The organism is Streptomyces sp. NPDC048483 (genome assembly GCF_040651455.1).
Taxonomy (GTDB): domain Bacteria; phylum Actinomycetota; class Actinomycetes; order Streptomycetales; family Streptomycetaceae; genus Streptomyces.
This window is the reverse complement of record NZ_JBEZJZ010000005.1, coordinates 54,656-78,804: the sequence shown is the minus strand read 5'-3', so window position 1 is coordinate 78,804 and position 24,149 is coordinate 54,656. Positions and strand designations below refer to the sequence as shown.

Genomic DNA, 24,149 nt, shown 5'->3' with positions numbered 1-24,149 from the left:
GGCCGGATCGGCCGGCCTGCTGCAAGTACTTGATGCCGGCGGCGGCTTGCTGACCGCTTCCTCAGCCGGAACCGCCTGTCGGTGTGGACCTCGAGCAGCGGGAAGGTCGGACAGCCGGCCCGCCAATTGGCTGTCAGCAACTGGCTGTCAGCAACTGACGCAGCCCCGTCCGGGCGGCGGTGGGGCGTCGCCGCTGCCCCGCCCCGAGGCACATACACTTCCCGCGGATGGTGGCCAACGAGTGCGGAAAATCTGGGGGATGAGCAATGCGTGCAGGGGTCTATCTCGCGCACCCGCGACCGGGCAGCTTCAACCATGCGGTGTTCGATGCCGTGGTGGATGAACTGCGCGGTCGTGGCTGCCAGGTGCTCGCGCACGACCTCTGCGCCGAGGGCTTCCCGCCGGTACTGGCCGCCGACGAGACGGAGACGGTGCAGTCATCCGCGTCGGCTGCCGACGCGCACGTGGCATTGCACCGGGAGGAGGTGGCCACGCTCGATGCCATGGTGTTCGTGCATCCGAATTGGTGGGGTATGCCACCTGCCGTTCTTACGGGCTGGATGCAGCGCGTGCTGGTACCCGGCGTCGCCTACAAACTCGGTACTGCAGAAGGTGAGCCTGCGGGGCTGCTGAAAGCCGGCCGGGCGCTCGTTCTGAACACCTCCGATACTCCCGCCGGCCGGGAAGAGAGCGAGTTCGGGGATCCGCTGCACAGGATCTGGTCGGCATGCGTGCTGCCGTACGTAGGGGTCACCGACGTTCGCCGGGTCGTCTTCCGTACCGTCACCGATTCCATCCAGGAAGCACGCGCCTCCTGGCTGCATCAGGCGCGTGAGCAGGCCGCCGCGCTGCTGGTCTGACACCGACGGGTAGGACACCGACGGGTAGGACACCAGGGACATCCGCGGCGGTCGTGGTCTGCGCCTTGAGTTGGGGCTTGTGAGGTGCCCGGTGCCCGGTGTCCGCCCCGCAGCGGGTCGGAGCCCGCTCCACGCAGGGGACAGGTTCCGACGAGCGTGGCATCGACCTCGGGGCCGTCCAGGAGGAGGACGCGCCGGGCCGTGCGGAAGGAAGCCGTAGCCGTTCCTAGCCGTTCGTGGCCGTGGGTATCCTTCCGCGCCCCTTCACCGTGCCAGCCGTTGGCACAGCGTCACAATGTCCGCGCGAACCCGCCCCGCCGCCGCGCGGCATACGGGCAACATGGCCCGCCCCGTAACGGGAGCGGCGCTCCGCTGCCCCGCCTGCCGTCGCGGCGCCACCCGCACCTTCTTGTGCGGCCGCGTCACCCGGCGGTGCGGCGGCGCGGATCGGCGTGGGTGCACCGTCTCCCGCGGAGCACCCACCGGCAGCGGAAAGCTCACCGTCCGCCGCGGCGGCACGGCCGGCGCCGTTCGGCGTGCCCCGCGGCCGCGCTGACGATCCTCGGCCTTCGACGCCTTCGACGCCTTCGCTGCCTTCGCTGCCTTCGGTGATGTCGGCGTCTTCGCATCCCTGCGCGGAGTGGTGACCAGCCGCTCTCGCACTGGGCGGTGAGAGATGCCCGGACCCTGAGGAGCCTCAGCGATGGTGTGCGGCGGTGAGGGCGACGGCGCCGTCCGTCCGCCGCCTGGATGGGGCCCCACCATCGTGCAGCCGCACAGCCCTACGAGCGCCAGCGCCACCAGGGCGCGTACCCGAGCCGCCCCGAGAACCGGCGACCGCGCCACGGCCACGGCACCCTGCCCCCGGCCGGACATTCCCACTGCCGCAGACCGGCGCCAAGTGATCACGACCTGACCAACGGCCCGCGCCCGTGGGCGTCACGCCGTATGTGAGGCGAGTCCGTGCGACTCCCTACGCGTAACGGATGACGTCCGCGTGGTCCGGCGCAACTTCCTCTCGGCCGTTGACCGTTGCCTCTACCGGCCTATCGCGCCATCGATCCGCTCTCGGAGCAGGTCGGCGTGTCCGTTGTGCTGGGCGTACTCCTCGATCATGTGGATGAGGACCCAGCGCAGTGACACCGTTCCGCGCCACGCATCGTGGCCCATGACGTCGAGGTCGGGCGCTTCCGCGACGAAGCGATCAGTGAACGCTGTCTCTGCGCGCCAGGCTTCCCACGCCGCGGCGACAACGGCAGGATCGGGCACCGCCCCGTCGAAGTCCTCGTCAGGGTTCGCGTCCGAGGAGAAACGAGGCCTCGCCTCCTGCTTGGCCAAGACATGCCGGAACCAATGACGCTCCACATCGGCGAGGTGTCGCACCAGTCCGAGCAGCGAGAGAGTGGAGGGCTCCACGGACCGGCGGGACAGCTCCGCCTCCGCGCCCGTGCATTTCATTTCCAGCGTCCGGCGCTGGGCCTGGAGGAAGTCAAGGAGCATATGTCGCTCATCGCCGCTCATCGCCGCTCGTCGGACCGGCGAACCGACGGTCGTGCTCGGTACCAACGAACAGTTCGGCTCTTCTGGTGGGCTTGGTCATACCTGCCATCATCAACTCCGGCCAAGGGAAAGCCGAACCCACCGGCGGACGAACCGACTGCCGCCACGCCCGACTGCCGCCACACACCTGAGCCCGCACCTGCCCCCGGTGGGAACCTTCAGGGCCCTTGCCGGGCCCCGGAACCGGCATGCCGCGTGCAAGAGCAATCTCAGTGGCGCAGAGGCTCAGTTCAACCGGCGGCTCAGCGAACCGGAGGGGGAGGTTCTTCCTCTTCGCCCATCTTTCGGTACTTCTTGTAGGCGGGTCGCTGCATCAGTATCCGCTGTACGACGTGCACCGCGTCCGCCACGTCGGGGGTGTCCGACGGATGTGTCTGGGGCAGTGCGAAGAACGCGGCTCCGGCGCGGGCCACCAGGAGCCAGCAGTCGGCCTCCTCCTCGGTGAAGCCCAGGCGTAACACCCTGCGCCTGTCACGCAGTTCGGCCGCCGTCCACCGCCCCGGGCCCCCTCCGCTGCCTCTTGCGCCGGCGTCGGTCCTCTCCTCCACGTGGCCCTTCGTGCGCGCCCCGTCCGCCGGTGTCGCTGCCGCCGGTGCCGCTCCCGCTCCCGTGGCCGCCGCCCCCGCCAGGCCGGCCGCCGAGCGTACCGCCACCCGTCGCGATATCTTTGTCATGCTCACCACCATCCCACGGTCGCACCGCCATCGCACGACCCCGGCACCACGACAGCTCCACCACCCACGCGGTCACCCGCGGTCTGCCGCTGGTCGGAGCGCCGGGGCCGTCGTCGGGTGTACGTGACGGAAGCCTGGAGCCGGTCCCGGAAGGGGCGTGACACGTGCGCCGTGGGCAACGGACGGCATGGCTGCCGCAGCGGTGGTCACTGGGGGAGCGGCAGGTCATACCGGCACCAGCGACACCCCTGCGCGCGTGGCAACCGCGCGCAATGCGTAGCCTCATGAGGGTTGCGGGGGCGAGGGATGGTGGGATGGAAGAGCCGGTCGTCGAATCCGTCAGGTACACCGCTGTGTGCACGGGCTGCGGTGCGCAGCTGGAGTGCTGGGGCACCCAGGGCTTGGTCGCGGGCTCGTTGCGGTGGGACGTGGAGTCCACGTGTGTGGCCTGTGGGCAGACGACGGCCGTGTGCGGCGCCGGCATCCCCCACCGGCTGAGGGACCGGCTGCTTGCCGAGCATGGGCCGGCAACGTTGCAGCTGACGGACCCGTCGGTGAAGCGTGTCGTCCTCATGCGCGTGCTGCGCGCCGAACTCGGCATCGGTCTGACAGACGTCAAGGCGGTCCTGCACCGGGTGCTGGCCGGTGCCTGTTCAGGAACGCTGCCCGAGGTGGAACATCTCGCCCGCACGCTGCGTAGGGCCGGGGTTGGTGCGGTAGCCGCCCGCCCCTGAGGCCGACCGACCGCATGGCGTCGGCCGATCCGGCGGAATGTCAGGCGGCGGGCCTCATCGCTCTCGTCGGGACTCCGGACGGACGGCCGACGGGTCGGGGATGCGGCCCCCGGCCGTGGCTGTGCGCGTCAGCCGCTCGTCCCCTCGGTCAGCCCCGCCGGGTCCTGCCGAGGCGACGTACGTCCCCTCGAAGCCGTGGTCACCGTGCACGCCGACGGACTGGGCCGCCAGTTTGTCGTCGGACACCTTGGTGACGTACACCATGTCCAGCTCGGTTCCCAACGCATGGGCACAAGCGACCAGTTCGCCTCGATCGGGGCCTCGCCTGTTGCGCGTTCCGTTGAGTGTTTTGTTGCGCGTTCTGTTCCGCAGGCGGTCATCAGCACGGACGACATGGGCAGTGCGAGAAGCGGCAGCACCCTTGGTATGCGGGTCATGCGCGCATCATGTCCTACGGGTTCGAAGGAGAAGCCCTGTGCTGCCGGGGCACAGGCTCCGCGGTAACAGGGATGGCGTGCCCACAGCACGCGGACGAGGAGCGGGGAACCTCGTAAGAAATCGGCAGAGGCCACCGCCGACCCCAGTCGAGCGTATTCGTCCGGGCCTCCTGGCGTCGGCAGTTGCCCATACGTCCTCGGGCCGGAAGCCGTGCGTGAGTTCATGGATCCGCTAGGGACGCGAGGTGTGCGCGGTGTGGGGGAGTCTCATCGACGGGCCTCCGTATCGGCATCCGCCAGGGGAGTGGCAGCCCCGCCGCTCTGCGGATCGGTCGTGCGGGGCGCGGGCGGCAGACCGAGCACGCCTCGAACTGCCCTTTCGGCGAGTTCGACGTCGAAGGGGGCGTGCCCGGCAAGTTGGATCACCAGCCCCGAAAGCGCGCCGAGATAGGCGCGCGCCGTCTCCTGGAGCGGCGGGCCCGGTGGGATCGTTCCGCTTGCGCGTCCGGCAGCGATCCGACCGGTACAGTCGGCAACGAGCCGATCGCTGATCTCCTCGAGCGCCCGGCCGACCGGATGGTCCTGCCCGGCGAATTCGATCTTCAGCGTCATCATGACGCGGGCCACGTCCCGGCGGCAGTAGACGGCGTGGCCCCGTGCGATCGCGATCAGCGCATCGACGGGGTCGGCCTCCTCGGCGGCGAGTCGGCCGACCTCGGCATTCCAGGTCTCATCGACCCACTGCACCACCGCCAGCGCCAGCTCTTCCTTGTTGGCGAACTGGTGATACAGGGCCCCACGGGTGTAGCCCGCCTCACTGGCCACGCGCTGCAGGGCCAAGTTGGCGTACCCGTACGTGGACAGTCCGCGCGCCGCGGCCTCCAATAGGGCGCTCCTGCTACGCGCGCGCCGGTCCGCCTGCGTCCGCCGGTCCCTCTCCGCGTTCTCCATCGTGGTGGTCACCTTCCCGCACATACATTCATGCATGTATGTTACTTGCGTGGACGCAGTGCCGCCACTGGGACTGACCGAAGGGAGCCAGGCGTATGAACGTCGGACCGGAAACGCACCGTGGCATCGGCCCGAGCAGCTCGATGGAGAGGACTTCCGTGCCATCCGCCCACCAACAGCACGAAGTCCCCCAGGCGATCCGCTCTTTCAGCACCATGGCCGACCCCGACTACGTCGACCTCTTCACGCTCGAGACGAGTGATGCCGGGGGCTGGTCACCCGAGCAATGGGCACGGGCAATGTTCGAAGACGTCGCGGGCGAGCAGGGGCAACGCGTCTGGCGCGAACTCCTCGGTCTGCGCCTCGAACGGCCAGGATCGCCGGGCTGCGTGGCCGGTTGGAGGATCGCCGATCGCGGCGACAGCTGGGTCAGGGTCGAGGCAAGCTCCTCGTTCCTGACGGCGCATCTCGTCATCCAGATCGGCGACGGTCAGGTGTCGTTCGCCACGTTCATGCAGTACGACGGTCCAGAGGGGGCACGGATCTGGACGCCGGCGTCCCCGCGGCATCGCGGAGCGGCGCCCAGCCTGTTGGAGCAGGCGTATCACTTCCTGCAGTCGAGGCCGTGCTGACGATCCACCCGCGAAGTACGGCGCTTACTGCTGCTTGTGCGGAGGGGGAGGAGGAGTGCGGCGGGGCGCAGGAGCAGTACAGGAGGGGGAATCCGCGTGGGCAGGGCGATCACCGGCTCGCCCGCCGCGCAGCACGGTCGGCGCCTGGCGGCGAGCTGTTGGTCCGCGTACCCGCGCCGACAGCTCGCCGGCAGCCGGTCGTGGATCTCGTCCTGACCGCACAGCCGGCCTGATGCTCGGCGTGGGCGACGACGCTCGCGAGCGCTGATTCCCCCAGGTGCCCGGCCGAACCTCACGCTGTTCCCGGCCCGCCCGCACCACCGCCCCGGTCCACCGTCATCATCTCGACGTGCTCCCTCGGCACCGCAGTGGCATGTGCCGCAGCGCCCCCGGTGTCCCGCTCCATCGCGGTGATGACAGCAGTGCCCGGTAGGGCGTGCCCTCCAGCGCGTTGAGGAGGACGTAGTCACGGCCGGGACCGGTGGCAACCTCGCGGATGCGGGCCCACGCCTGCTCCTCGGTCGGGAGCGCGAGACCGAGCGCGGAGGCTACCGCGTCCCGCTGCTCAAGGAGATCGGGTTCGTCCTCCAAGTGCTCCTCGGCTGCCTCCCGGCTCTCCTCGACCGTGAAGTCAGTGCAGTCCCGCCACCAGGGCACTGTCAGCAGAAGCAGGACCAGTTCGGTCAGGCCGATCGCGACAAGCGCCGCGCCGCCTTCCGAGTCGGCGTACAGGATCGGGCGTTCCTCGCCGCCGTCACCGCAGAAAAAGTACGTACCACCGCTGCCGTCCCCGGCGAGAGCCTGCAGCCGCTCACCGGAGGCAAGCCGAGCCTGTTCCACGCGGTCCGCCCGGTCGAGGTCGAAGTCCCCAGGCCACAGCAGGAAGTCGGCCGCAGGCTCGTGATCGCGAATGGCGCTGAGCAGCGATGACATGTCCGCACCCTGACGCGGCTTGCGACGGGTGAGGCACACAGGGGAAGTGAGCACGTGTCTCGTCGTATCGGCGGCCGCCGAAGACACCATGAGCTGCTCCCCGAGCAGGAGCAACGGCCCTGGAACGTTCCGCCACCGCCCGCGACTTCGGCCGCGGTCGCCCCTTCCGCGGCGGCAACCACCGGCCCCTGGCACCTCCGTACGCCGCGCTCGCGCTCGCGCTCGGGCTCGCGCTCGGGCTCGGGTTCGGGTTCGGGTTCGGTACGCCACCGGAGACCTGTCCTTCCGTCGTACGGAGGAATGGCTGCGCCAGATCTGGCCGCGCTGAACGTTCCACCGGCAGCTCGTACGAGGGGACCGCTGCCGGCCGTCAACTTCGCCGGCTCATGGGGGCTGGCCGGCGCCGACCGGGTCAGGCCGTGATCCGGCCGAGGACCAGCATCAGGATCAGCAGCGCCGTCAGTATCCCCAGGCCGATGCCGCCCGCCCTGGCGCCGCGGCGGGAGAGGAAGATACCGAACACCGTTCCCAGCGTGGTGAGGGGCACCGCAGTGTGCGCGATGACGAGCAGCACCTCACCGAAAGGCAGCGGATCGCGGACACCGTCCTGGCACGTATCGCAGGCGATGGCCAGCAGCGGTCCCATCACCCCCGCCACGGCGCCGACTGCCAGCACTGCTACGGCGAGGACCAGCCGCCCGAACCACTCGGCGGCGCTGCGCGGACGGCTCGAAAGGTCCGGTTCGGAGGCGGCGGAATCGGAGATGAGGTCGGAGGTTTCCATACGGCGGACACTACGAAACGCGTGCGGCGGCCGGAATCCGTTTTCGTACTCAGATCGCCATGGCCCCTGGGGGCCGTCTCATGTGGTGCGCCGACAGCCAGGCCATCGACACAGCCGGCGTCTTGGAGCGGGAAGGGCTCCGGAGCTCCCCCACATGCTCATATGCCCCCGGCGCGACAGCGGGGAGCCCCGTCGTCGCGCCGGAGACAGCAGATGTGCCGTGCGGGGACCCTGACCGGGGCCGTCCTCCAGGCGTTGGCCGGGCTTCCCCGAGAAGCCTGGCCATCGGCCTGTCATCGCGACTGTCGATCGGACGACGCCCGCGCCCGGGCCCCATTCATCAGCCCTTGTCTTCCTTGTCTTCACTACCCCCCTTGTCGTCCTTGTCTTCCTTGTCGTCCTTGGCGGTGAAGGAGTTGTTGCAGCCCATGGACGAGCCCATCTTGGTGCTCTGCGCACCCGAGTCGCCCTCGCCGCCGAGCGCGCTGCCCAGCGCGCCGTTGAGGAGTCCGACCTCGCCGAGAATGTCGACGTTCGTGTCGTGCGACCGACATGAACTTCCCTGCTTGATGTCGAATTCGGTGCCGCTGCTCCCGCCGTCGGCGTGGGCGGTGCCGGCGCCAAGGAGGCCGACGGTACCGAGGGCAGCGACCACAACAGCGGCCTTGCGAAGCTTGCGCATTTCATCTCCGGTGGATTGAACTGATACGACCAGTAATTGGTCGACTTCGTACAGTTACGAGAGGGTAGTGCGAATATCACGTCATCGCGTGGGGCGACGCGCCGGAGCCACGATCGTCGCGAAATGACGCCTGCCCGGGAAATCCCGCATCCTGAGCCGGTCAGGGCATCGACTCGCTTGCAACAGGCGAAGGCGCCGACGCGGCCTCAAGGTGGCGGCCGGCGCCGGCACGGCGACCGGGAGGTGCGGGCAGCGCTCCTGTGCGTGGCCATGTCCGGCTGTACCTGGCAGCAGTTGTCTACCTGGGACGCCACCGACGGGTCGTTGAACGGTCCATGGCCTGCACTCTTATCTGCTCCCGGCGACCTACCGGATGCGGACCCCTATCGGGGATCAGGCCGGCGGCGAGCGAGAGGGATTCCCCCGGGCGTGCTCTCGGCTGAGCCGAGAGTCCTGTGTGCCTCGACGGTGAGGCCGGCATCGTCGAGCCAGGCGGTCACTTGGCCGGGCCGGCGACGATGGGTGTGGACCTTCATCAGGTGGCCGCCGCAGTTCATTCCGATTCCGGCGATCGCAGGCTGCCCAACAGTCCACATGAGATGGCCTCTTGGTAGCCGCAGTGCAGTGCAGTGCAGTGCTGAGCGCGCCGGCGGTGGGGTGTGTCGTCTCAGGTGGCGCCCGCGCCTGGGAATCCCTTGGTCACGGCGGAGGTTGGGGTGGGGCTACGCCTCGAAGCGTGCGGTGTTGTCCCCGGCAGGCCGCCCGTCAACGCACCCACCACACCCGGACACCGCACCTCACCGCGCCGCCCCACCGGCCTGGACGGCTGTGACGACGACGCGCCGGCCACCGCCTTCTCGAGAGCTGCCGCCCGGAGAGCCCGGCGTCGGTGTGGTCGCCGGGCACGGTCTACGTGGAGCACGGCGACCCCAGCCGCGCCGTCGACATCATCCGCAGGTGTACATGGGTGGCGGGCGTCGCCGCCGGTTTGACGGTTTGCCCGCCACACCCGGGCGCGTGTACGCACCACCTGCGGCACGCTCAGTGCTGGTTCTTCTCCAAGGCGTTGATGTAGTTGTTGATGAAGTGGTCGCGGACGCCGTCGGATGCGGGTGCCAGTGCATCGGCGGTGAAGCCCCGGGCGTGGTCGAGGAGGCCGCCGACCACGGGCATGGCGTCGCGCAGCTTGCCCTTGGAGTCGATGTACCGCAGGGCGTCGACATGATGGAAGACCGGCTCCGGCGGGAGTTGGGGTACCACGTCGTTGTTGTTCACGAAGCGGTACATCCGGTCGGCGAAGGCCGTATTGAACTCCTGGGCCAACTGCCGGTCGCAGGTGCGTGGCTGGCCGAAGGTGTAGATCCCGTCGGCCTTCAGGCGCGGCTCCTCGAAGTGCAGGCGGGCACCGGCGAGCATGGCGAGTGCGCCGCCGAGGCTGTGGCCGGTGAACCAGATCGTCTGGCCGTTGTCACGGAACTCGTCGATGGCCGCATGGACCTGTGGCCAAATGGCGTCCAGCGCCTCGCCGAAGCCGTAATGCATGAACCCCTTGCCGCCGGGACCGGGCCACGGCGGGGTGGTGGCATCGGACAGCCAGTCGCGCAACTGCGCCGGCTCCGTCCCGCGGAAGCCGGTGATGATCATGTGCTCCCCGCCGAGGGTGTATGCCTGGGTGTCCTCCAGTGGGAACGGGGGGCGAAAGCGGCTCTCGTGATGGCGCACTCGGCCGAAGCCCCACTCGCGCGCCTTGCTCTCGATGGTCTTCTCGTCCTTGTAGGCGAGGTCGGCTGCATGGGCCATGCACAGTGCGTGGCCGAGGCTGTAGCCGGTGGCGTGCTGGTCGATGGTGAGAGAGGTCAAGGGGGCTCCTCAGGGGGACGGGGAGGCCGGCGCCGAGAGCGCCGATCACCAAGCGTGTTCATCGACTACAGAAGGTAGTCTTCCCCTGGTCCGGTGCCCCTCATTTCTCCGGGCGTGGCGCGGTCACGAGCGGGTCGGCGGGCCCTGTCCTCGTGGAGCTGCCGCCGCCCGGCGTATCACACTCGTCGCCGCAGATGAAGGGCTGAATCACTGGCCTTGGCGGCCTCGGCGAGTCTGGGCCACCCACTCCCGCGCCGGCTCGGCATCGCCGTATTCGTCGTGCCAGTTCCACCATTCGTACGGCGGGGTCTGGGGGTAGTCCTCGGGTGAGTCCTCCCATTCCTCCTGTCGCCCGAGCGCGGTCATGTCGAGGTAGCTCCAGGTGCTCCCCAGTGCCTCGTCGCCCCGGGCGTTGATGAAGTAGGTGCGGAACACGCGGTCGCCCTCGCGGATGAAGGCGTTCGTGCCGTGCCACTCGTCGACACCGAAGTCGGAGTCGAAGGCGTCGGTGATGGTGTACCAGGGCGTCGTCCAGCCCATCCGTGCCTTCACGCGCGCGATGTCGGGCTGCGGTGCGCGCGAGGCGAAGGCGAGAGTGGTGTCGCGGGCGTTCAAGTGGGCGAGGTGGCCGACGTGGTCAGCCACCATGGAGCAGCCGCGGCAGGCATGGTCGGGCCAGCCGAACACGTCGGGCTCGAAGAAGGCCCGGTAGACGATCAGCTGACGACGCCCCTCGAACAGGTCCAGCAGACTCGCCTTGCCCTCGGGTCCGTCGAACTCATACTCCTTCTCCACCGCCAGCCACGGCATGCGCCGACGTTCGGCGGCCAGTGCGTCACGGGCGCGGGTCAACTCCTTCTCCTTCACGAGCAGCTGCTGGCGCGCAGCCTCCCACTCTCGCGGCGAAGTGATCGGGGGTGTCTTCATCGTGACGTCCACCTTCCAGTTCGGTCCGGGCCCATGCGCCGTGCAAGGGGTCGGAGCGGGCCGCCGCTCGGCAGGGCCTCTGCGTCCAGGGTCGGCCGCCATCGAGGAGGGCGCACGCCGATGGCATAAAATCGAACATACGCACCCATGGGTGGGGGTTCCCGCCCTGAGTTGCGGTACGGCGAAGTGCGTGTGCGCGGGTGGCCGGTGGGAGAGCGGCGAAAAGGGCCGACCGTGCGGCTCAGTCGCGGTCGGTTAGGGTGACGGTGGGGGCGTGAGCTGGGCGTTTCGGACGAATCGACGGCCATGGTGCCCCGGGGGACTTGGGGGATGCCATGCAGCCGACAGCACGTTCCGTACGCGCCGTGAACCGGCTCACCGCGCGGTGGGCGAGGAGCCAAACGGGACCGGACGGGAGCGTCTTCTCCGCCACCAGCCTGTGGCCGCCGCTCGCCTTCCTCGCGGACGCCGCCGGCGGACCGGCGCGGACCGAACTGGAGGACGCGGTAGGGCTGCCCGCCGACGAGGCCGCCGAAGCCGCGCGCGGCTTCCTCGAAGCAGTGGGGTCGATCCGCGGCATGCGGGCCGCGCTCGGGCTCTGGACGAGGGCCACTCTGCCGCTGCACGCCAGGTGGACGGCACGGCTGCCTGCCAAGACAACCGGCACTTTCAGCGGCGACGCGGCGGCCGACCGCAGGACCCTCGACGCCTGGGTCCAGGAGTGCACCGGCGGCCTGATCCGCACCATGCCGGTGGTGATGGACGACGAGACCGAACTCGTCCTGGCAGCCGCGCAGACGGTGCGGACCCGCTGGTTGCAGCCGTTCCACGAGACGGAGACGGTCCCCGACAGCGGTCCGTGGCAGGGGCGGTATCTGCTCGGGCTGCGCCGCACCACCTCACTGCCTGGCCGGGTGGCCGTGACGGAGACCCCGGACGGCCCGCTGACCGTGCTCAAGGTGCTCGGCGACACCGGCGTCGACATCCATCTCGTCATGGGAGCACCGGCCATGACGCCCGCTCAGGTCCTGTGTCACGGGATCGGCACGCTCTCCTCAGGCGCCGGTGCCCTGGTCCCCGGCGACCGTCTTCCCCTCGGTGCGGCGGGCCCCGGGCTGCGGGTGTCGACCGAGCGCAGTTGCACCCCCGAGCCCCTGCTCGACGTCCGCACCGTCCCGTTCCGCATCGAGGCCGACCACGATCTGCTGGCACGGCCCGCGCTGTTCGGTCTGTCGACGGCCACGGACAGGAGCCGCGGACACTTCCCGGGCATCGGCCCGAAACCCTTGGCGATCGGCTCGGCCCGCCAGGCGGCCCTCGCCGTGTTCGACGCCGAGGGCTTCGAGTCGGCCTCCGTGACGGCGTTCGGTGCCGTGGGCGCCGGTATGCCACCGCCGCCGCGGCACACGGTCCGCCGCATCGAGGCCGTCTTCGACCGCCCCTTCGGCTTCCTGACCGTCCACCGCACTTCGCGGCTGGTCCTGACGGCGGGGTGGGTGGCCGAACCCGTCCTCCTCGAGCACCACGAGGACGACGCCGAGGACGCCGAGGACGGCCGGGACGGGCGGCACGGCCAGGACGGCGCGCAGGACGCCGCCCGGAACGGGGACATGACATGACACCGCTGCTCGACGGCCTCGCCGTCAACCCGGCCACCCCGGCCGACCTGCTGCTGCGGCTGCTGGCACCGGAGTACGAGAGTGCCTGGCGCGCGCTGGCCTCCCGGCGCGCCTCCTTCCCCGAGGAGGTGACCGCCGCGATCGTGACGCACCCGCACCCCCGGGTCCGCAAAGCCCTGGCCCGCAACCCGTTCGTGGACCCCGAGGCGCGCGGGCTGCTCGTGGACGATCCCGACTGGTTCGTCCGGCTCGGCCTCGCCGCCCGCCCGGACAGGAAGCGGCCCGTCCGCCCGCTCCCCGACTGGGTGATCGACCGGATGCTCACGACGTACGACAACGACTGCCTGCAGGAGTTGGTCTTCTCCCGTCAGATCCCCTACCGCGTCCAGCGCTCATACGGCAGCCATCCCATGGCCTCGATCCGGCGCATGGCCACCTACCGGTGGACCCTCCTGTCCGAGGACGAGCGGGCGGCGCTGCTGAAGGATCCGCACCCGAAGGTACGGGCGAGCGCGGAGAGCATGCTGGAGACCGACGACGCGAAGGCGATGGAGCGCAGGCTGGGGCCGCTGCCGGTGCCGCGCAATCATGGGACCAATGGGATTCTCGTCAACTACCGCCTCTCCCGGGCCGTCGTCGACTGGCTGCTGCGCGACCCCGACCGCGACAACTCCTGGGCCCTCGCCCACAACTACAGCACTCCGCGGGACGTCGTCGCCGGGCTCGTCGAGCATCGCGATCCGGAGGTCAGACGGGAGCTGGCCCGCCGCGGCGACCTCGCCCCCGCGCTTGTGGAGGTCCTCGCGCGCGATGTCGACCCGCGGGTGCGCACGGCGATCTCCTTGCGGCCCGAGCTCAGCGAGGACGAGCGGGCGGCGATCGACTACACGGTGGACACCGACACCGACACCGACAGCGACTTCGGCCCCGTAGAACACCATGCCTTTCCGGCCCCCGACCCGGCCGTGTCCGCCGCGTACGCCCGCTCGCGCCACCCGCTGCTGCGCCGCCGGGCCGCCCAGGACCCCGCGCTGCCTGCCGCACTCGTCGCAGCGCTCGCGCGGGACGACGACCTGGGCGTACGGGTGCTGCTTGCCCACAACCACCCGGCGCCGCCACCGGAGTTGCTGCTGCGCGCCTACCTCGAGCACCAGGGCCCGGCCCGCGACCTGCTCACCGAGCATCCGCGCTTCCCCGTCGCGGGACTGGGTGCGCGCTTCGCGGACGCCGACGCACCAGGCGGGCGGCGCCTGGCCGTCCTCGACCCGGGACTCGCGCCCGACGCCGCCGACCGGCTCACCCGCGACCCGGACGCGGCGGTCCGCTCGGGGGCGGCCCGCCACCCCCAACTGCCGGCCGGGCGGCTGCTCGCCCTCCTCGGCGACGAGGAACTGGGCGAGCACGCCGCCGCCAACCCGGCGTTGCCCCTGACCGTGATGCGCGATGTGATGCGAAGTTCCCTGGCACCCGGCTGATCGACCTGTCCCACTCGAAGCCGCGGCTCTGATGGACCACTTCGATGCCGTCGTGGTCCGCAACAGCGGACCCGTGCTGCACTATCAGAAGGAGTACGACGCCTTCCGCGACCGGGCCACCGCATGCGGCACCCGGGTCTGCAACCCTCTGACCGGCCGCGGCGACATGGCCGGCAGGCAGTACCTGCTGGACCTGACCGAAAGCGGATACCCGGTCATTCCCGCCATCGACCGGCCCGAGGACATGGTGTCTTCTCCTACGTCGACGACGCCTTCCAGTACGCCCTCCACGCCCTCCACGCCCCTGACCCCGCCCGGCGCTGGGTCCTTGAGCTCTGTGCACCCACGGAAGCCGATCTAGTCTTCGCCGGCGCTTCATCGACTGGAACACCCTCGACCACGGCATCCAGCGCGTGGACGCCTGCCGCACCCAGGAGGGCGACCTCCTCCTGGTCGAGCTGGAAGACTTCAACCCCTACCTCTCCCTCGGCCTCGTCACCGCCCGGACCCGCAATGCCTTCGTCGCCGGCATGACGGCCTCTCTCCACCAATACCTGGGCACCCCTACTCCCCTGGGGCGGTGATCGGGACGGCCTGGCCCGTCACACGTACCCGTGCGTCGTCGGGGCGAAGGTCGACATAGAGGTCACTGGGGCGGCCCATGTCCTCGCCCTGCCGGATGTGCACCCGCACGGGTTCGGTGACGAGGCCCAGGGTGCGCAGGTAGCCGCCGAAGGCCGCGGCAGCGGCGCCGGTTGCCGGGTCCTCCACGACGCCGCCGACCGGGAACGGGTCCCGGGCGTGGAAGTCGAAGCGGTCGGGGGCGGCGCGGTTCACCAGGTGGACGGTGGTCCAGCCGTATTGCCGCATGACGTCGTGCAGTGCGTCGAAGTCGTAGTCGAGGGCGGCCAGTTGTGCCCGGCTGCGGACCGCCAGGACGAGGTGGTCGTTGCCCGCGAAGGCGATATGCGGCGGGAGGTCGGCGTCCAGGGCGTCCCGGCTCCAGCGCAGGGCCCGCAGCACCGGCTCGACGTGCATGTCCTCGGCCGGGCGGGAGTGCGCCGGCACGCTGGTGAGGGTGGCGCGGACCGGCCCGCCGTCGGCGGTGGTGCCCACCTTGATCTCGCCCACGGGCGTGTCGAACAGCAGGTCACCGGTTCCGGTACGGGAGGCGAGGGCAACCGCGGTGGCGATGGTGGCGTGTCCGCAGAACGCGACCTCGGCGAGGGGGCTGAAGTACCGCAGCCGGTACCGGCGGGCGGCGGGGTGGGGGCCCGTCCCGCTCGAGCCGGGCCGAGAGTCGGGGAGTGCGGTGACGAACGCGGTCTCCGAGTAGCCGACCTGGGCGGCGACGGCGAGCATCTGGTCGTCGTCGAGGGCTTCGGCGTCGAGCACCACCCCGGCGGGGTTGCCGCCTGCGGGGTCGGTGGTGAAGGCGGAGTAGTGCAGTACCTCCGCCTTGGCGCCGGGGACGGCGAGCGGGCTCGGGGCGGCGGGGGACTTGCGGGGCGACTTCCGGGGGGACGTGTGTGTGCTCATGAATGCACCGTGCCATCCCATGGTGATCGCGTCCAACGATGGTTCTTGGTGCAGCCCATCGACGTTCGCGATAGCGTGCGCCGGTGGACACCAGACTTCTGCGTACGTTCGTGACCCTCGCCAGGACGGGCAGCTTCACCGCCGCGGCCCGCTCGCTCCATCTCGCGCAGTCCACGGTCACCGTCCAGATCCGCACGCTGGAGAAGGAGTTGGGGACACCGCTGTTCGACAGGATGCCGTCCGGGACGGTCCTGACCCGGGCCGGACTGCGGCTGCTGGAGGAGGCCGAGGAGGTGCTCGATGCGATGGCCAGGCTGCGCGCGACGGCCACGGCCGCGCAGGGCGACCCGGCGAGCGGGCTGGTCGAGGGCCAGGTCGCGGTCGGGGCGGGCGATTCGCTGTGTTCCTCCCGGCTGCCGGGGGCGATCGCCGCCTTGCGGCGCGACCATCCGCGCCTGGACGTCCATCTGGACGCCGTCGGCACGGCCGCGGCGGTGGACGGACTGCGTACGGGCCGGCTCGACCTGGCGTTGCTGCTGGAGCCGGAGGTCGCTGAGCACGACCTGCTGGCCTGCCGGATCGCGAGTGAGCCGCTGACGTATGTGGCGGCGCCCGGCCATCCGCTCGCCGGACGCGTGGCCGGCTGGGACGAGTTGGCCCGTGAGAGCTTCTTCGTGCACGAGGAGGGCTGCTCGTACAGTGACCGGCTCGTGCGAACGTTGCTGGGTGCACCCGGCGCCCGGCCACGGATCACCCGCTTCGGCAGCATCGACGCCGCCCGGTCGTGTGTCGCGGCCGGTCTCGGCCTGACCCTGCTCCCTCGCATCACGGTCGAAACGAAGCTCGCCGAAGGCCGGTTGGCCGCGGTGGACGGCCCCGAGACTCCGCCCGTGCCCGTCCAACTCGTGCGGCACCGCAGGCGGTGGGTGTCGCCGGGTGCCCGGGTCGTCGCCGAGGCCCTCACGCAGGCATTCGGCGGGGAGTCCTAGCGACTGATGCGCAGCGGGGGGTGCTTGAGGTGTGGGTGCGTCGGCGTTCGACCGCACAGGCTCTGGCCTTGCGGTCTCGGATCGTGCTGGAGTGCGCCGAGGGACACTCGACCACGGAGGTGTCGCGTCGGATGCGGAGTACGCTCCGCGGTGGCGCACATGAGCTTCCTTCCTGGACCCGATGAAGCACTCGACGAAGTCTGTAACGTCGATGCATGTGTCCAGCTGCCGGACGGAAGTCGCTGGAGCGCAACGCTCTTCACCGTTGCCGAGGCCGAGCGATTGATGGCTCGGTGGGCGGAGACCGGAGAGGAGTCCGGCGGCCGCCCTTTCTGGTGCCCTGATGGCCTGATCGTCAAAGACCCCGGAATCCCGTGGATGGTCGAAGCCATCACGGCGCTCCTGGACGCCGGAGATTTTCGCCGCGTCCTGCAGCGCCTGGACCGGCCGGTGAGGACCCGCGTCCCCCGGCTCACTCGGCAAGCGGCCGCGGCCGTCCGGCGTCGCCCCGAGTTCTGAAGCGGCGTGACGGGAGGCGGGTGCCCGCTCGCTCGCCGCCGACGCCCAAGACCTCCGGTCCCTTACGACCCTGCGGGGTGGCGGCCTTTCGGTTCGGCGAAGTTCAGCTCGCCTGCTCGCACGGCCGCCCTGTCCGTCCCGCCCGTCCTGTCACGCCATTCTGGTGATCGCCCGCATGCTCGGCTGTCGCCGATCCGCTACGAGCACATCAGCTTCCTGGGCCGCTACGCCTTCAACTGAGCAGGAGCCCGACCATGGTCGCGGCCATCGAGCCGCGACCATGGTCATGGCTGGATCAATCCTGCGGTGCGGTTTCGGCCGGCCTCTGCTGAGTGGGCTTGGCCATGGGCTTCTTGTACGGGCTGAACTGGAAACAGAACAGGGCGGCGGCCACCAGGACCACGGCGCACACCACGAAGGTGGTCTGCATGGCGTTGACGAAGCCCGTGGCGAACGTGTCGGCGGTGACGCGTTCGTACAGCCTGGCCGTGGCGGGGTTCAGGCCGCCGGGCGGCGTGGGCGGACGGAAGTGTTGCGCGGCGGCGGTGCTGTTGTCGATGAACTGGGCGCGCACATTCTGCGGTAGTCGGCCGGCGCGCTTTTCAGCCTCGCTGCGCAGCGTCGAGGAGAGGCGGGCCGACAGCAGGGCGCCCAGCACGGCGGTGCCAAGGACGCCGCCGATCTGCCGGGTGGTGCTGGAGACGCCGGAGGCCGCCCCGGCCAGTCGGGGGTCGACGCCGTCCATGGTGGCCTGCTGCAGTGGTGCGAAGGTCGCGCCGCTGGCGATCCCGATGATGGTCAAACCGGGCAGCAGGCTCCACGCGTTGCTGGTGGGGCCGGCCATGGCGGCCAGCACCAGCAGGCCGATGGCCAGCAGCGTCATCCCGGTCATCAGAATGTACTTGCCGCCGAACTTGTCCGACAGCCGTCCGGCGTACGCCGAGCCGACCGCGGTGAGCACGGCGTTCGGCAGCACCACCAGGCCGGTCTCCAGCGCCGAGTACCCGCGCGCCATCTGCAGGTACAGCACCAGCACGAACATGATGCCGATCATGCCGAGCTGGAAGACAAACCCGACCCAGTTACCGACCGCGAAGTTGCGCGCGCCGAACAGGGCCAGCGGCATCAGCGGCTCGTCGCGCTGCCGGTGCTGCCAGATGACGAACACCACCAGCAGCGCGACGCCCGCGGCGATGACCGAGGTGATGCTGATCGGCCCGGTGATGGCGCCCCAGTCGTAGCGCTCTCCCTCGATCAGGCCGAACACGATGCCGCTCAGCCCGGCGGTGGCCAGCGCGACGCCGACCAGGTCGAGCCGGTGGGGGCGGCCCGAGCGCATGGGCGGCACGAAGGCCGGCGCCAGCACGGCCGTGATGATCCCGATCGGGACATTGATGAAGAAGATCCAGCGCCAGCTGAGGTGGGCGAGCAGAAAGCCGCCGACGACCGGGCCGACGATCGGGGCGAAGCCGGCAATCGCGCCGAACACGCCGAACGCGCGGCCGCGCAGCTGGGGCGGGAAGATCGTCAGGATCGACGAGATGACCTGCGGGAACAACAGCGCGCCGCCCAGTCCCTGCAGCAGCCGGGCGGTCAGCAACTGGGACGGTGAGTCGGCCAGCCCGCACAGCGACGAGGTGCTGGTGAAGGTGATGATGCCGATCACGTACAGCCGGCGGTACCCGAAGATGTCCCCCAGCCGCCCGGTGGTGATCAGCAGTACCGAGAAGGCGAGCAGGTAGCCGTCGATGATCCACAGCACCTCGTCGTAGGAGGCGCCGATGCTGTGGATCAGTGTGGGGACGGCGACGTTGACGATGGATCCGTCGAGCAACGACATGAAGAAGCCGATGCACAGGATCGCGAGAACCAGCCACGGACGCTGTGTGGCTGGTTGTTCGGCGGATTTGATTTCCGGCACTCCGGAGACCTCCCTAAAGGGAAGCGTCTGCTGGGTGGTGACACGGACCGGTCGCTGATATCAGAACGTGCTCACGCCAGAACGCGGTCGCCAGCAGATCCCCGTGGGCTCGGAAAGAACCAGAAGGGTCGACACGCGTCGCCACCATCACAGAACACCCTTTTCCAGGATGTGGTGAGTGACTTCCACCTTCCCCGCGTCATCGGGACCCGGGCGAAGCTGGTTGGCGAGGCGGAAAGCCCAACGGTGAGAAGCCAGCCGGCAGCGTAACAGAGCGTTCGACACCCTGCGCATCGTCAGGGCGACCCAGAGAATCCAGCCGACATAGCCGACGCACTCGGCCAGATGGGCATCTACCGGGACGGGCTGCCGCAGGATCCTCTCCCGCGTACCGTCCGCCGCCCCTTTGCGATGCCTGTCGTGCACCGCTTAAGAGCGCAATCAGCCCCCTTGTGACATCCGCCATAGGCGGTTCCATCGACAACTAAGACGGATAGTAGAAGATCCCCTCGCGACATATGGGATTTGTCCGTCTTGGTTGAGGAATGGTCCATGGATGTCTGGACGGTATTCGATCGGCCCCGCAGGTGCGCTCACATCTCGGCGCATAAGGACTTCTGACGGGGAAACACCATTTCGCGGAAGATCCACCTTCCGGGCAGCATGCCCCTACACCCATGACAAGGGTCATGCACTGCTACTAGGTGGAATAGTATTCGGCTTTCTTGCTCTGTGCGGCGATGGTCCCAAGAATGACGACCCCACGGCGTCTCCGCAGCTCAGTGAGGTCATCGATGACGAAGCACCGCCGACAGCGGCAATACCGGAAGATAACGATTGCTGCCCTTGCCGTAGGTGCTGTGGCCGTACCCTCCGTCGCATTGGCGTGTCTGAACGGGCAGAGGGACGAAGACGGTCGGGCCGACGGTCGATCGAAGAGAGACTCCGCCCTTCAGCACCACGACTGGTCGGGGAAGAGCACCTGGAGCCCGAGGCCGACGGCAGAACCGACGAAGTCGACGAAGCCGTCGAAGGCCCCCACTCCGACCTCGAAGGCCTCCCGATCCACGCCCCCTGCGAAACCCTCCGCCCCGTCCTCGGAACCCTCGCATTCCGCATCCCCTGTGAAGGCCCCCGCCCGGTCCTCGTCCTCGGACGCCTCGACATCTGCATCCCCGGCTTCCGGGACCGCGGCCCGCATTCTGGAAATCGTCAACAGTGAGCGCAGCAAGGCCGGATGCTCACCGCTGACCCTGAATGCGAATCTGACCAAGGCCGCGCAGGACCACAGCAAGGACATGGCGGACCACCGCAATATGTCCCACACGGGTTCCGACGGCTCTTCTCCGGAGGACCGGATCACGCGGGCCGGCTACAACTGGACCGCCTACGGCGAGAATGTCGCCTACGGCTACTCCACTCCCGAGAGCGTGATGCAGGGCTGGATGTCCAGCCCCGGCCACAAGCGCAATATCCTCGACTGTTCGTTCAAGGAGATGGGCGTGGGTCTCGCGCAGCCCGGCGATTACTGGACGCAGGACTTCGGGACGGCGGGATAGTCGATTTCCGGCGGGCCCCGTCCCGCGGTGCGTTTTGTCGATCATGCGGTGCGCCAGATGAGGGTGCCGGGGGCGGGGGATGGTGACGAGGAAGCGGTCGGTGCGTTTCTCGTAGCGGGTGGCGATGCCGCGCCATCGCTGGAGACGGTGGAAGCAGCGTTCGACGACATCGCGGCGCCGGGAGACGGCTTCGTCGAAGCTGCACCGGCGCTCACCGCTCCTTGCCCGGCCGCCAGTTGGCCGACGCGCTGGGGAACCGCGGCCTTGATGCTTTAGCGTCGCGTAGGTGTCCGGGACGTGCGGTAACTCATCGTTGCTCCTGCAGGGCGAGCGGCGCGGGACGCCCGTGGTGCCCTGGCAACGGCGTGGTGACCGCTGACTCCGCCCGCCGCCTCGAACGGGCCGTCGACCGACTGATGACGCAGGTCGGACGCCTCGCCGACGCCTCCCCGCTCATCCACCTCGGCCGCGCCGAAATCAGACGCCTGATCACCAGACGCACCGTCTTCGCCTCCCTGCACCACGAGTTCGTACGTGCCGGCACCAACGACGGCCCGGCCGCCGCCGACCGCGCCCGCGGCAAGACCAGTGGACGCCCGCCACGACTCAGCGCCGAGCAGATCGAACAGGCACAACAGCTCTACGACTCCGGCGCCTCGGCCCCGAAGATCGCTCGCCCTCCTCAAAGCCGCACCGCCACCGTCTACCGTCGCATCACGCTCAGAGGGGCATCTGAAACCCCTGCTGCCATGACCCCAGGAACGCAAGTGGGCCTTGACAAATGTGAATTGTCAAGGCGCACTTGCCTTATGCCTCTTCCAGACCTGGACGACCTCATTGCGGAAGTAGACCGGACCTGCGATGCCGCACATCGCCCTGGCGAGCAAGAACAGCCCGACTGGCTCGCGCTGCTGACAGTGGCGGCGAGCCTGGCCGGACAACTACAAGTGCTGGCCGATGACTTGGTCGAGGACTATGTCGAGCACTGCCGAATGCACGGCTCCTCCTGGACGGACATCGGCACCGCCCTGGGCGTGACCCGTCAGGCAGTCCAACAGCGCTTCCACGCCCCACACAAGCGCTACAGCCCCGAGACGATGACCAGCGACCTCCGCCAGGCAATGGCCCACGTGAAGCAAGCAGCGGTGCAGCACCGCAACAACTACATCGGCACCGAGCACGTGCTCTGGGGTCTCACCGCGGAAGACAACAACGCCACCCGCATCCTGAAGGCCGCCGGTGTCTCTCCCGAGACGGTCCACCGGTCCGTCGGAACCCGGCTCAGTATGGGTGCCTCTCAAGCAGCCGAGCGGATCGCCTGGACTCCCTACTCCCGCAAGGCAATCGCCATCGCGGAAGCGCGATCCGAGCAGTACGGCTCCGACCACATCGACTGCGACGACCTGCTGATCGGCCTTGCCCGGGTCGGCCGCGGAGTGGCCGCCGCAGTGCTCAGGGACGCGGGACTGGAGGCGGCAACCCTCGATGACGCCGCTTCACAGCTCCCGGACACGACAAGCTGAGACACGGCCCCCTTTCACACCCTGACGGACACGATGAACTGAGACGCCGGCCCCGGCAGGTCTCATCACAGAGGGCATCACAGCTGGTCAGAGGGGAGGCGAGAGCTAGACCACAGGAGACGGGACACTTAGCCGCGACGGCGCGTCCCGCCTCTGGCCTTGTTGCCGAATATCTAGCGCAGCCCGTGTCGGTCCACCCAGGAGGAGATCGCCGCGGCGATCTCGGAGGGGCGGTCCTCGGGGGTGTGGTGCCCGGCCGGGGCGTCATGGTGCTCGACCTCCAGGGCGGCCATGTGCTCCGCGCACCAGGCGACGAGGCCGGGGCCCATCATGGCGCCGGGGCCGGGCGCGAAGTCGATCAGCAATTTGGGTACCTCTTCGCTGTTCGCGAGCCACGCGTCATACGCCTCGATGCGGGCCACGACATCGGCGGGCTCGCCCCCCAGGGGCATCGCGCGCGGCCACCGCAGCAGCGGTCGGCGGCTCTCCCGGGTCGGGTAGGGCCGGAGGTATACCTCCAGATCGGCGGGGTCGAGGGGAGTGGCGACGGTGCCGGGCAGGCCCTTCTCGAGCATGAGGTTGTCGTCGAGGATCATGGCCTCACCCACTCCCTCTGTCTTGATGGCCCGGAACAACTCGCGGCCGCCCTCGGGGAACTCCTCCCAGGTCATCGGCTTGACGATGGTCTCGGTGAAGGCGACGCCGCGGACCCGGCCAGGGTGGCGGGCGGCGAAGTCGAAGGCGAGCGCGCCGCCCCAGTCGTGGCCGACCAGGACGACGCCGTCGAGCCCGAGCGCGTCGAACCAGGCGTCGAGGTAGCGGGTGTGGTCGTCGAAGGTGTAGTCGATGTCGGGTTTACCGGAGTCGCCCATGCCGATGAGGTCGGGGGCGAGCAGGCGGCCCCGGCCGACGGCCGGCAGGACGTTCCGCCACAGATGCGAGGAGGTGGGGTTGCCGTGCAGGAAGACGATCGGCGCGCCCGAGCCGCGCTCGCGGTGGACGATCGTCGAGTCGAGGACGGGGGTGGTCGGCATACGGGTTCTCCTGGGAGTGCGTTGAGTTGAGGGGGCGTGGCGCCCCGGCGGATCAGCGGAAGGCGACGGCGCTGCGGCCGGCCCAGTCCGCGAAGGGGCGCGGCGCACGGCCCAGGACCCGCTCGACGTCGAGGCTCACCCGGCGCTCGGCGGGCAGCGGCTCTCCAAGGATGGCGAGGGTGCCTTCCACCACCGGCTCGGGCATGAACGCGAGCATCTGTTCCCGGGCCTCCTGGCGGGTCTGCTCGACGAAGCGGACCGGCTCGCCGAGCGCGGCGCCGATCGCCGCGGCCCGCTCGCGCGGGGTGGTCGGGGCGGGGCCGGTGAGCTCGTACACGGCGCCGGCGTGATCGGGCTGCAGCAGTGCGGCGGCCGCGACCTCGGCGACGTCTGCCGGGTCGACCATCGGCAGGCCGACGTCGCCGAACGGGGCGGCGGCCACCCGGTCGGTGCGAATCGACTCGGCCCAGGCGAAGGCGTTGGAGTCCAGCCCGCCGCAGCGCAGCACGGTCCAGTCGAGGCCGGAGCCGCGGAGCGCGGCCTCGAAGTCGGCGGGGTGGCGGTAGGCGTCCGGGCGGGTGGCGACGCCGAGAGAGGAGACCAGGACGACCCGGCGGACGCCGCCCGCCTTCGCGGCGTCGAGGATGCCCTGTGGGTCGTCGCCGGCCACCAACAGGAACAGCGCGTCGGCGCCGTCGAGCGCGGGGCGCAGACCGTCGGGGGCGGCGAGGTCGGCCCGCACGTGGCGCACGTCGGCGGGGAGGTCGCGCGCCTCGCCGCGCGAGACCGCGGTCACCGCCTCGCCTGTCGCGGCGAGGAGGCGGACCAGCTCGCGGCCAACGTTCCCGGTGGCTCCAGTCACTGCAATCATGAGGCACTCCGTGTAGTTAGTTAGTCGACTGACTTACTTGGGGGACGGTAGCACGCCGCCGAGGGG

The 24,149-nt window shown here is 69.7% G+C and carries 23 protein-coding genes and 2 pseudogenes; 12 read left to right on the top strand and 13 right to left on the bottom strand.

The window, feature by feature from the left end:
* Positions 1 to 266 precede the first annotated feature (266 nt).
* Entirely contained in the window at positions 267 to 860 is a 594-nt protein-coding gene (locus tag AB0D04_RS04340; RefSeq protein WP_362699238.1) for an NAD(P)H-dependent oxidoreductase, read from the top strand.
* A gap of 1,038 nt (positions 861 to 1,898) precedes the next feature.
* On the opposite strand, the gene AB0D04_RS04335 is transcribed toward AB0D04_RS04340, so the two are convergent.
* Entirely contained in the window at positions 1,899 to 2,360 is a 462-nt protein-coding gene (locus AB0D04_RS04335; protein ID WP_362699236.1) for a DinB family protein, read from the bottom strand.
* A 302-nt stretch (positions 2,361 to 2,662) separates the two neighbouring features.
* Positions 2,663 to 3,094, bottom strand: a complete 432-nt coding sequence (locus tag AB0D04_RS04330; protein WP_362699234.1) for a hypothetical protein — start codon at positions 3,092 to 3,094, stop codon at positions 2,663 to 2,665.
* A 314-nt stretch (positions 3,095 to 3,408) separates the two neighbouring features.
* Between AB0D04_RS04330 and AB0D04_RS04325 the strand changes: the two genes are divergently transcribed.
* Positions 3,409 to 3,828 (top strand): hypothetical protein, encoded by a 420-nt coding sequence (locus tag AB0D04_RS04325; RefSeq protein ID WP_362699232.1) that lies wholly within the window; start codon positions 3,409 to 3,411, stop codon positions 3,826 to 3,828.
* A gap of 54 nt (positions 3,829 to 3,882) precedes the next feature.
* Here the strand turns inward: AB0D04_RS04325 and AB0D04_RS04320 are convergent, their stop codons facing one another.
* Positions 3,883 to 4,110, bottom strand: coding sequence for a hypothetical protein (locus AB0D04_RS04320; RefSeq protein ID WP_362699230.1), 228 nt, complete (start codon positions 4,108 to 4,110; stop codon positions 3,883 to 3,885).
* A 422-nt stretch (positions 4,111 to 4,532) separates the two neighbouring features.
* Positions 4,533 to 5,228 (bottom strand): TetR/AcrR family transcriptional regulator, encoded by a 696-nt coding sequence (locus AB0D04_RS04315; protein ID WP_362699228.1) that lies wholly within the window; start codon positions 5,226 to 5,228, stop codon positions 4,533 to 4,535.
* Between the two features lie 83 nt (positions 5,229 to 5,311).
* Here AB0D04_RS04315 and AB0D04_RS04310 point away from each other — a divergent pair, with 83 nt between their 5' ends.
* Positions 5,312 to 5,848, top strand: coding sequence for a hypothetical protein (locus tag AB0D04_RS04310; RefSeq protein ID WP_362699226.1), 537 nt, complete (start codon positions 5,312 to 5,314; stop codon positions 5,846 to 5,848).
* Between the two features lie 339 nt (positions 5,849 to 6,187).
* Here the strand turns inward: AB0D04_RS04310 and AB0D04_RS04305 are convergent, their stop codons facing one another.
* The 3 genes from AB0D04_RS04305 to AB0D04_RS04295 form a co-directional block, all read right to left on the bottom strand.
* Positions 6,188 to 6,781 (bottom strand): hypothetical protein, encoded by a 594-nt coding sequence (locus AB0D04_RS04305; RefSeq protein ID WP_362699224.1) that lies wholly within the window; start codon positions 6,779 to 6,781, stop codon positions 6,188 to 6,190.
* A 412-nt stretch (positions 6,782 to 7,193) separates the two neighbouring features.
* Positions 7,194 to 7,565, bottom strand: coding sequence for a hypothetical protein (locus AB0D04_RS04300; RefSeq protein ID WP_362699222.1), 372 nt, complete (start codon positions 7,563 to 7,565; stop codon positions 7,194 to 7,196).
* Between the two features lie 340 nt (positions 7,566 to 7,905).
* On the bottom strand, positions 7,906 to 8,247 hold the full coding sequence (locus AB0D04_RS04295) for a hypothetical protein (protein WP_362699220.1): 342 nt from the start codon (positions 8,245 to 8,247) through the stop codon (positions 7,906 to 7,908).
* 192 nt (positions 8,248 to 8,439) lie between these two features.
* On the opposite strand from AB0D04_RS04295, the pseudogene AB0D04_RS04290 reads away from it, so the two are divergent.
* Positions 8,440 to 8,544: pseudogene (locus tag AB0D04_RS04290) on the top strand (IS5/IS1182 family transposase); the annotation flags it as partial.
* A gap of 744 nt (positions 8,545 to 9,288) precedes the next feature.
* On the opposite strand, the gene AB0D04_RS04285 reads toward AB0D04_RS04290, so the two are convergent.
* Together AB0D04_RS04285 and AB0D04_RS04280 are read right to left on the bottom strand one after the other, a co-directional pair.
* Positions 9,289 to 10,107 carry a lipase family protein gene (locus tag AB0D04_RS04285; RefSeq protein WP_362699218.1) on the bottom strand — a complete coding sequence of 273 codons (819 nt, stop codon included), beginning with the start codon at positions 10,105 to 10,107 and terminating at the stop codon, positions 9,289 to 9,291.
* Positions 10,108 to 10,314: 207 nt separating this feature from the next.
* Positions 10,315 to 11,034, bottom strand: coding sequence for a DUF899 domain-containing protein (locus tag AB0D04_RS04280; protein ID WP_362699216.1), 720 nt, complete (start codon positions 11,032 to 11,034; stop codon positions 10,315 to 10,317).
* Between the two features lie 335 nt (positions 11,035 to 11,369).
* On the opposite strand from AB0D04_RS04280, the gene AB0D04_RS04275 reads away from it, so the two are divergent.
* The 3 genes and pseudogenes from AB0D04_RS04275 to AB0D04_RS04265 form a co-directional block, all read left to right on the top strand.
* Positions 11,370 to 12,653, top strand: a complete 1,284-nt coding sequence (locus AB0D04_RS04275) for a serpin family protein (protein WP_362699214.1) — start codon at positions 11,370 to 11,372, stop codon at positions 12,651 to 12,653.
* Positions 12,650 to 14,128: a translation initiation factor 2 gene (locus AB0D04_RS04270; RefSeq protein ID WP_362699212.1), complete on the top strand. Its 1,479-nt coding sequence runs from the start codon at positions 12,650 to 12,652 to the stop codon at positions 14,126 to 14,128. The genes AB0D04_RS04275 and AB0D04_RS04270 overlap by 4 nt, the downstream gene beginning before the upstream one ends.
* A gap of 10 nt (positions 14,129 to 14,138) precedes the next feature.
* A pseudogene (locus AB0D04_RS04265) lies at positions 14,139 to 14,712 on the top strand (hypothetical protein); the annotation flags it as partial.
* Here AB0D04_RS04265 and AB0D04_RS04260 read toward each other — a convergent pair.
* Positions 14,693 to 15,667 carry a PhzF family phenazine biosynthesis isomerase gene (locus AB0D04_RS04260; protein ID WP_362699210.1) on the bottom strand — a complete coding sequence of 325 codons (975 nt, stop codon included), beginning with the start codon at positions 15,665 to 15,667 and terminating at the stop codon, positions 14,693 to 14,695. The pseudogene AB0D04_RS04265 and the gene AB0D04_RS04260 overlap by 20 nt on opposite strands.
* An 83-nt stretch (positions 15,668 to 15,750) precedes the next feature.
* Here AB0D04_RS04260 and AB0D04_RS04255 point away from each other — a divergent pair, with 83 nt between their 5' ends.
* Positions 15,751 to 16,656: a LysR family transcriptional regulator gene (locus AB0D04_RS04255; RefSeq protein ID WP_362699209.1), complete on the top strand. Its 906-nt coding sequence runs from the start codon at positions 15,751 to 15,753 to the stop codon at positions 16,654 to 16,656.
* A gap of 159 nt (positions 16,657 to 16,815) precedes the next feature.
* The gene (locus tag AB0D04_RS04250) at positions 16,816 to 17,175 is read left to right on the top strand and encodes a hypothetical protein (protein WP_362699207.1); all 360 of its coding nucleotides are present in this window, start codon (positions 16,816 to 16,818) and stop codon (positions 17,173 to 17,175) included.
* 295 nt (positions 17,176 to 17,470) lie between these two features.
* Here AB0D04_RS04250 and AB0D04_RS04245 read toward each other — a convergent pair whose 3' ends face one another.
* Entirely contained in the window at positions 17,471 to 19,096 is a 1,626-nt protein-coding gene (locus AB0D04_RS04245; RefSeq protein WP_362699205.1) for a DHA2 family efflux MFS transporter permease subunit, read from the bottom strand.
* Positions 19,097 to 20,220: 1,124 nt separating this feature from the next.
* Between AB0D04_RS04245 and AB0D04_RS04240 the strand changes: the two genes are divergently transcribed.
* From AB0D04_RS04240 to AB0D04_RS04230, 3 genes are all read left to right on the top strand, one after another.
* On the top strand, positions 20,221 to 20,655 hold the full coding sequence (locus tag AB0D04_RS04240) for a CAP domain-containing protein (protein WP_362699203.1): 435 nt from the start codon (positions 20,221 to 20,223) through the stop codon (positions 20,653 to 20,655).
* Positions 20,656 to 20,682: 27 nt separating this feature from the next.
* Positions 20,683 to 20,931 (top strand): hypothetical protein, encoded by a 249-nt coding sequence (locus tag AB0D04_RS04235; RefSeq protein ID WP_362699201.1) that lies wholly within the window; start codon positions 20,683 to 20,685, stop codon positions 20,929 to 20,931.
* A gap of 92 nt (positions 20,932 to 21,023) precedes the next feature.
* Positions 21,024 to 22,178 carry a Clp protease N-terminal domain-containing protein gene (locus AB0D04_RS04230; protein WP_362699199.1) on the top strand — a complete coding sequence of 385 codons (1,155 nt, stop codon included), beginning with the start codon at positions 21,024 to 21,026 and terminating at the stop codon, positions 22,176 to 22,178.
* Positions 22,179 to 22,351: 173 nt separating this feature from the next.
* Here AB0D04_RS04230 and AB0D04_RS04225 read toward each other — a convergent pair whose 3' ends face one another.
* Together AB0D04_RS04225 and AB0D04_RS04220 are read right to left on the bottom strand one after the other, a co-directional pair.
* Positions 22,352 to 23,320, bottom strand: coding sequence for a haloalkane dehalogenase (locus AB0D04_RS04225; RefSeq protein WP_362699197.1), 969 nt, complete (start codon positions 23,318 to 23,320; stop codon positions 22,352 to 22,354).
* Positions 23,265 to 24,083 (bottom strand): NAD(P)H-binding protein, encoded by an 819-nt coding sequence (locus AB0D04_RS04220; RefSeq protein ID WP_362699195.1) that lies wholly within the window; start codon positions 24,081 to 24,083, stop codon positions 23,265 to 23,267. Before AB0D04_RS04220 ends, AB0D04_RS04225 begins: the two co-directional genes overlap by 56 nt.
* Between the last annotated feature and the right edge of the window lie 66 nt (positions 24,084 to 24,149).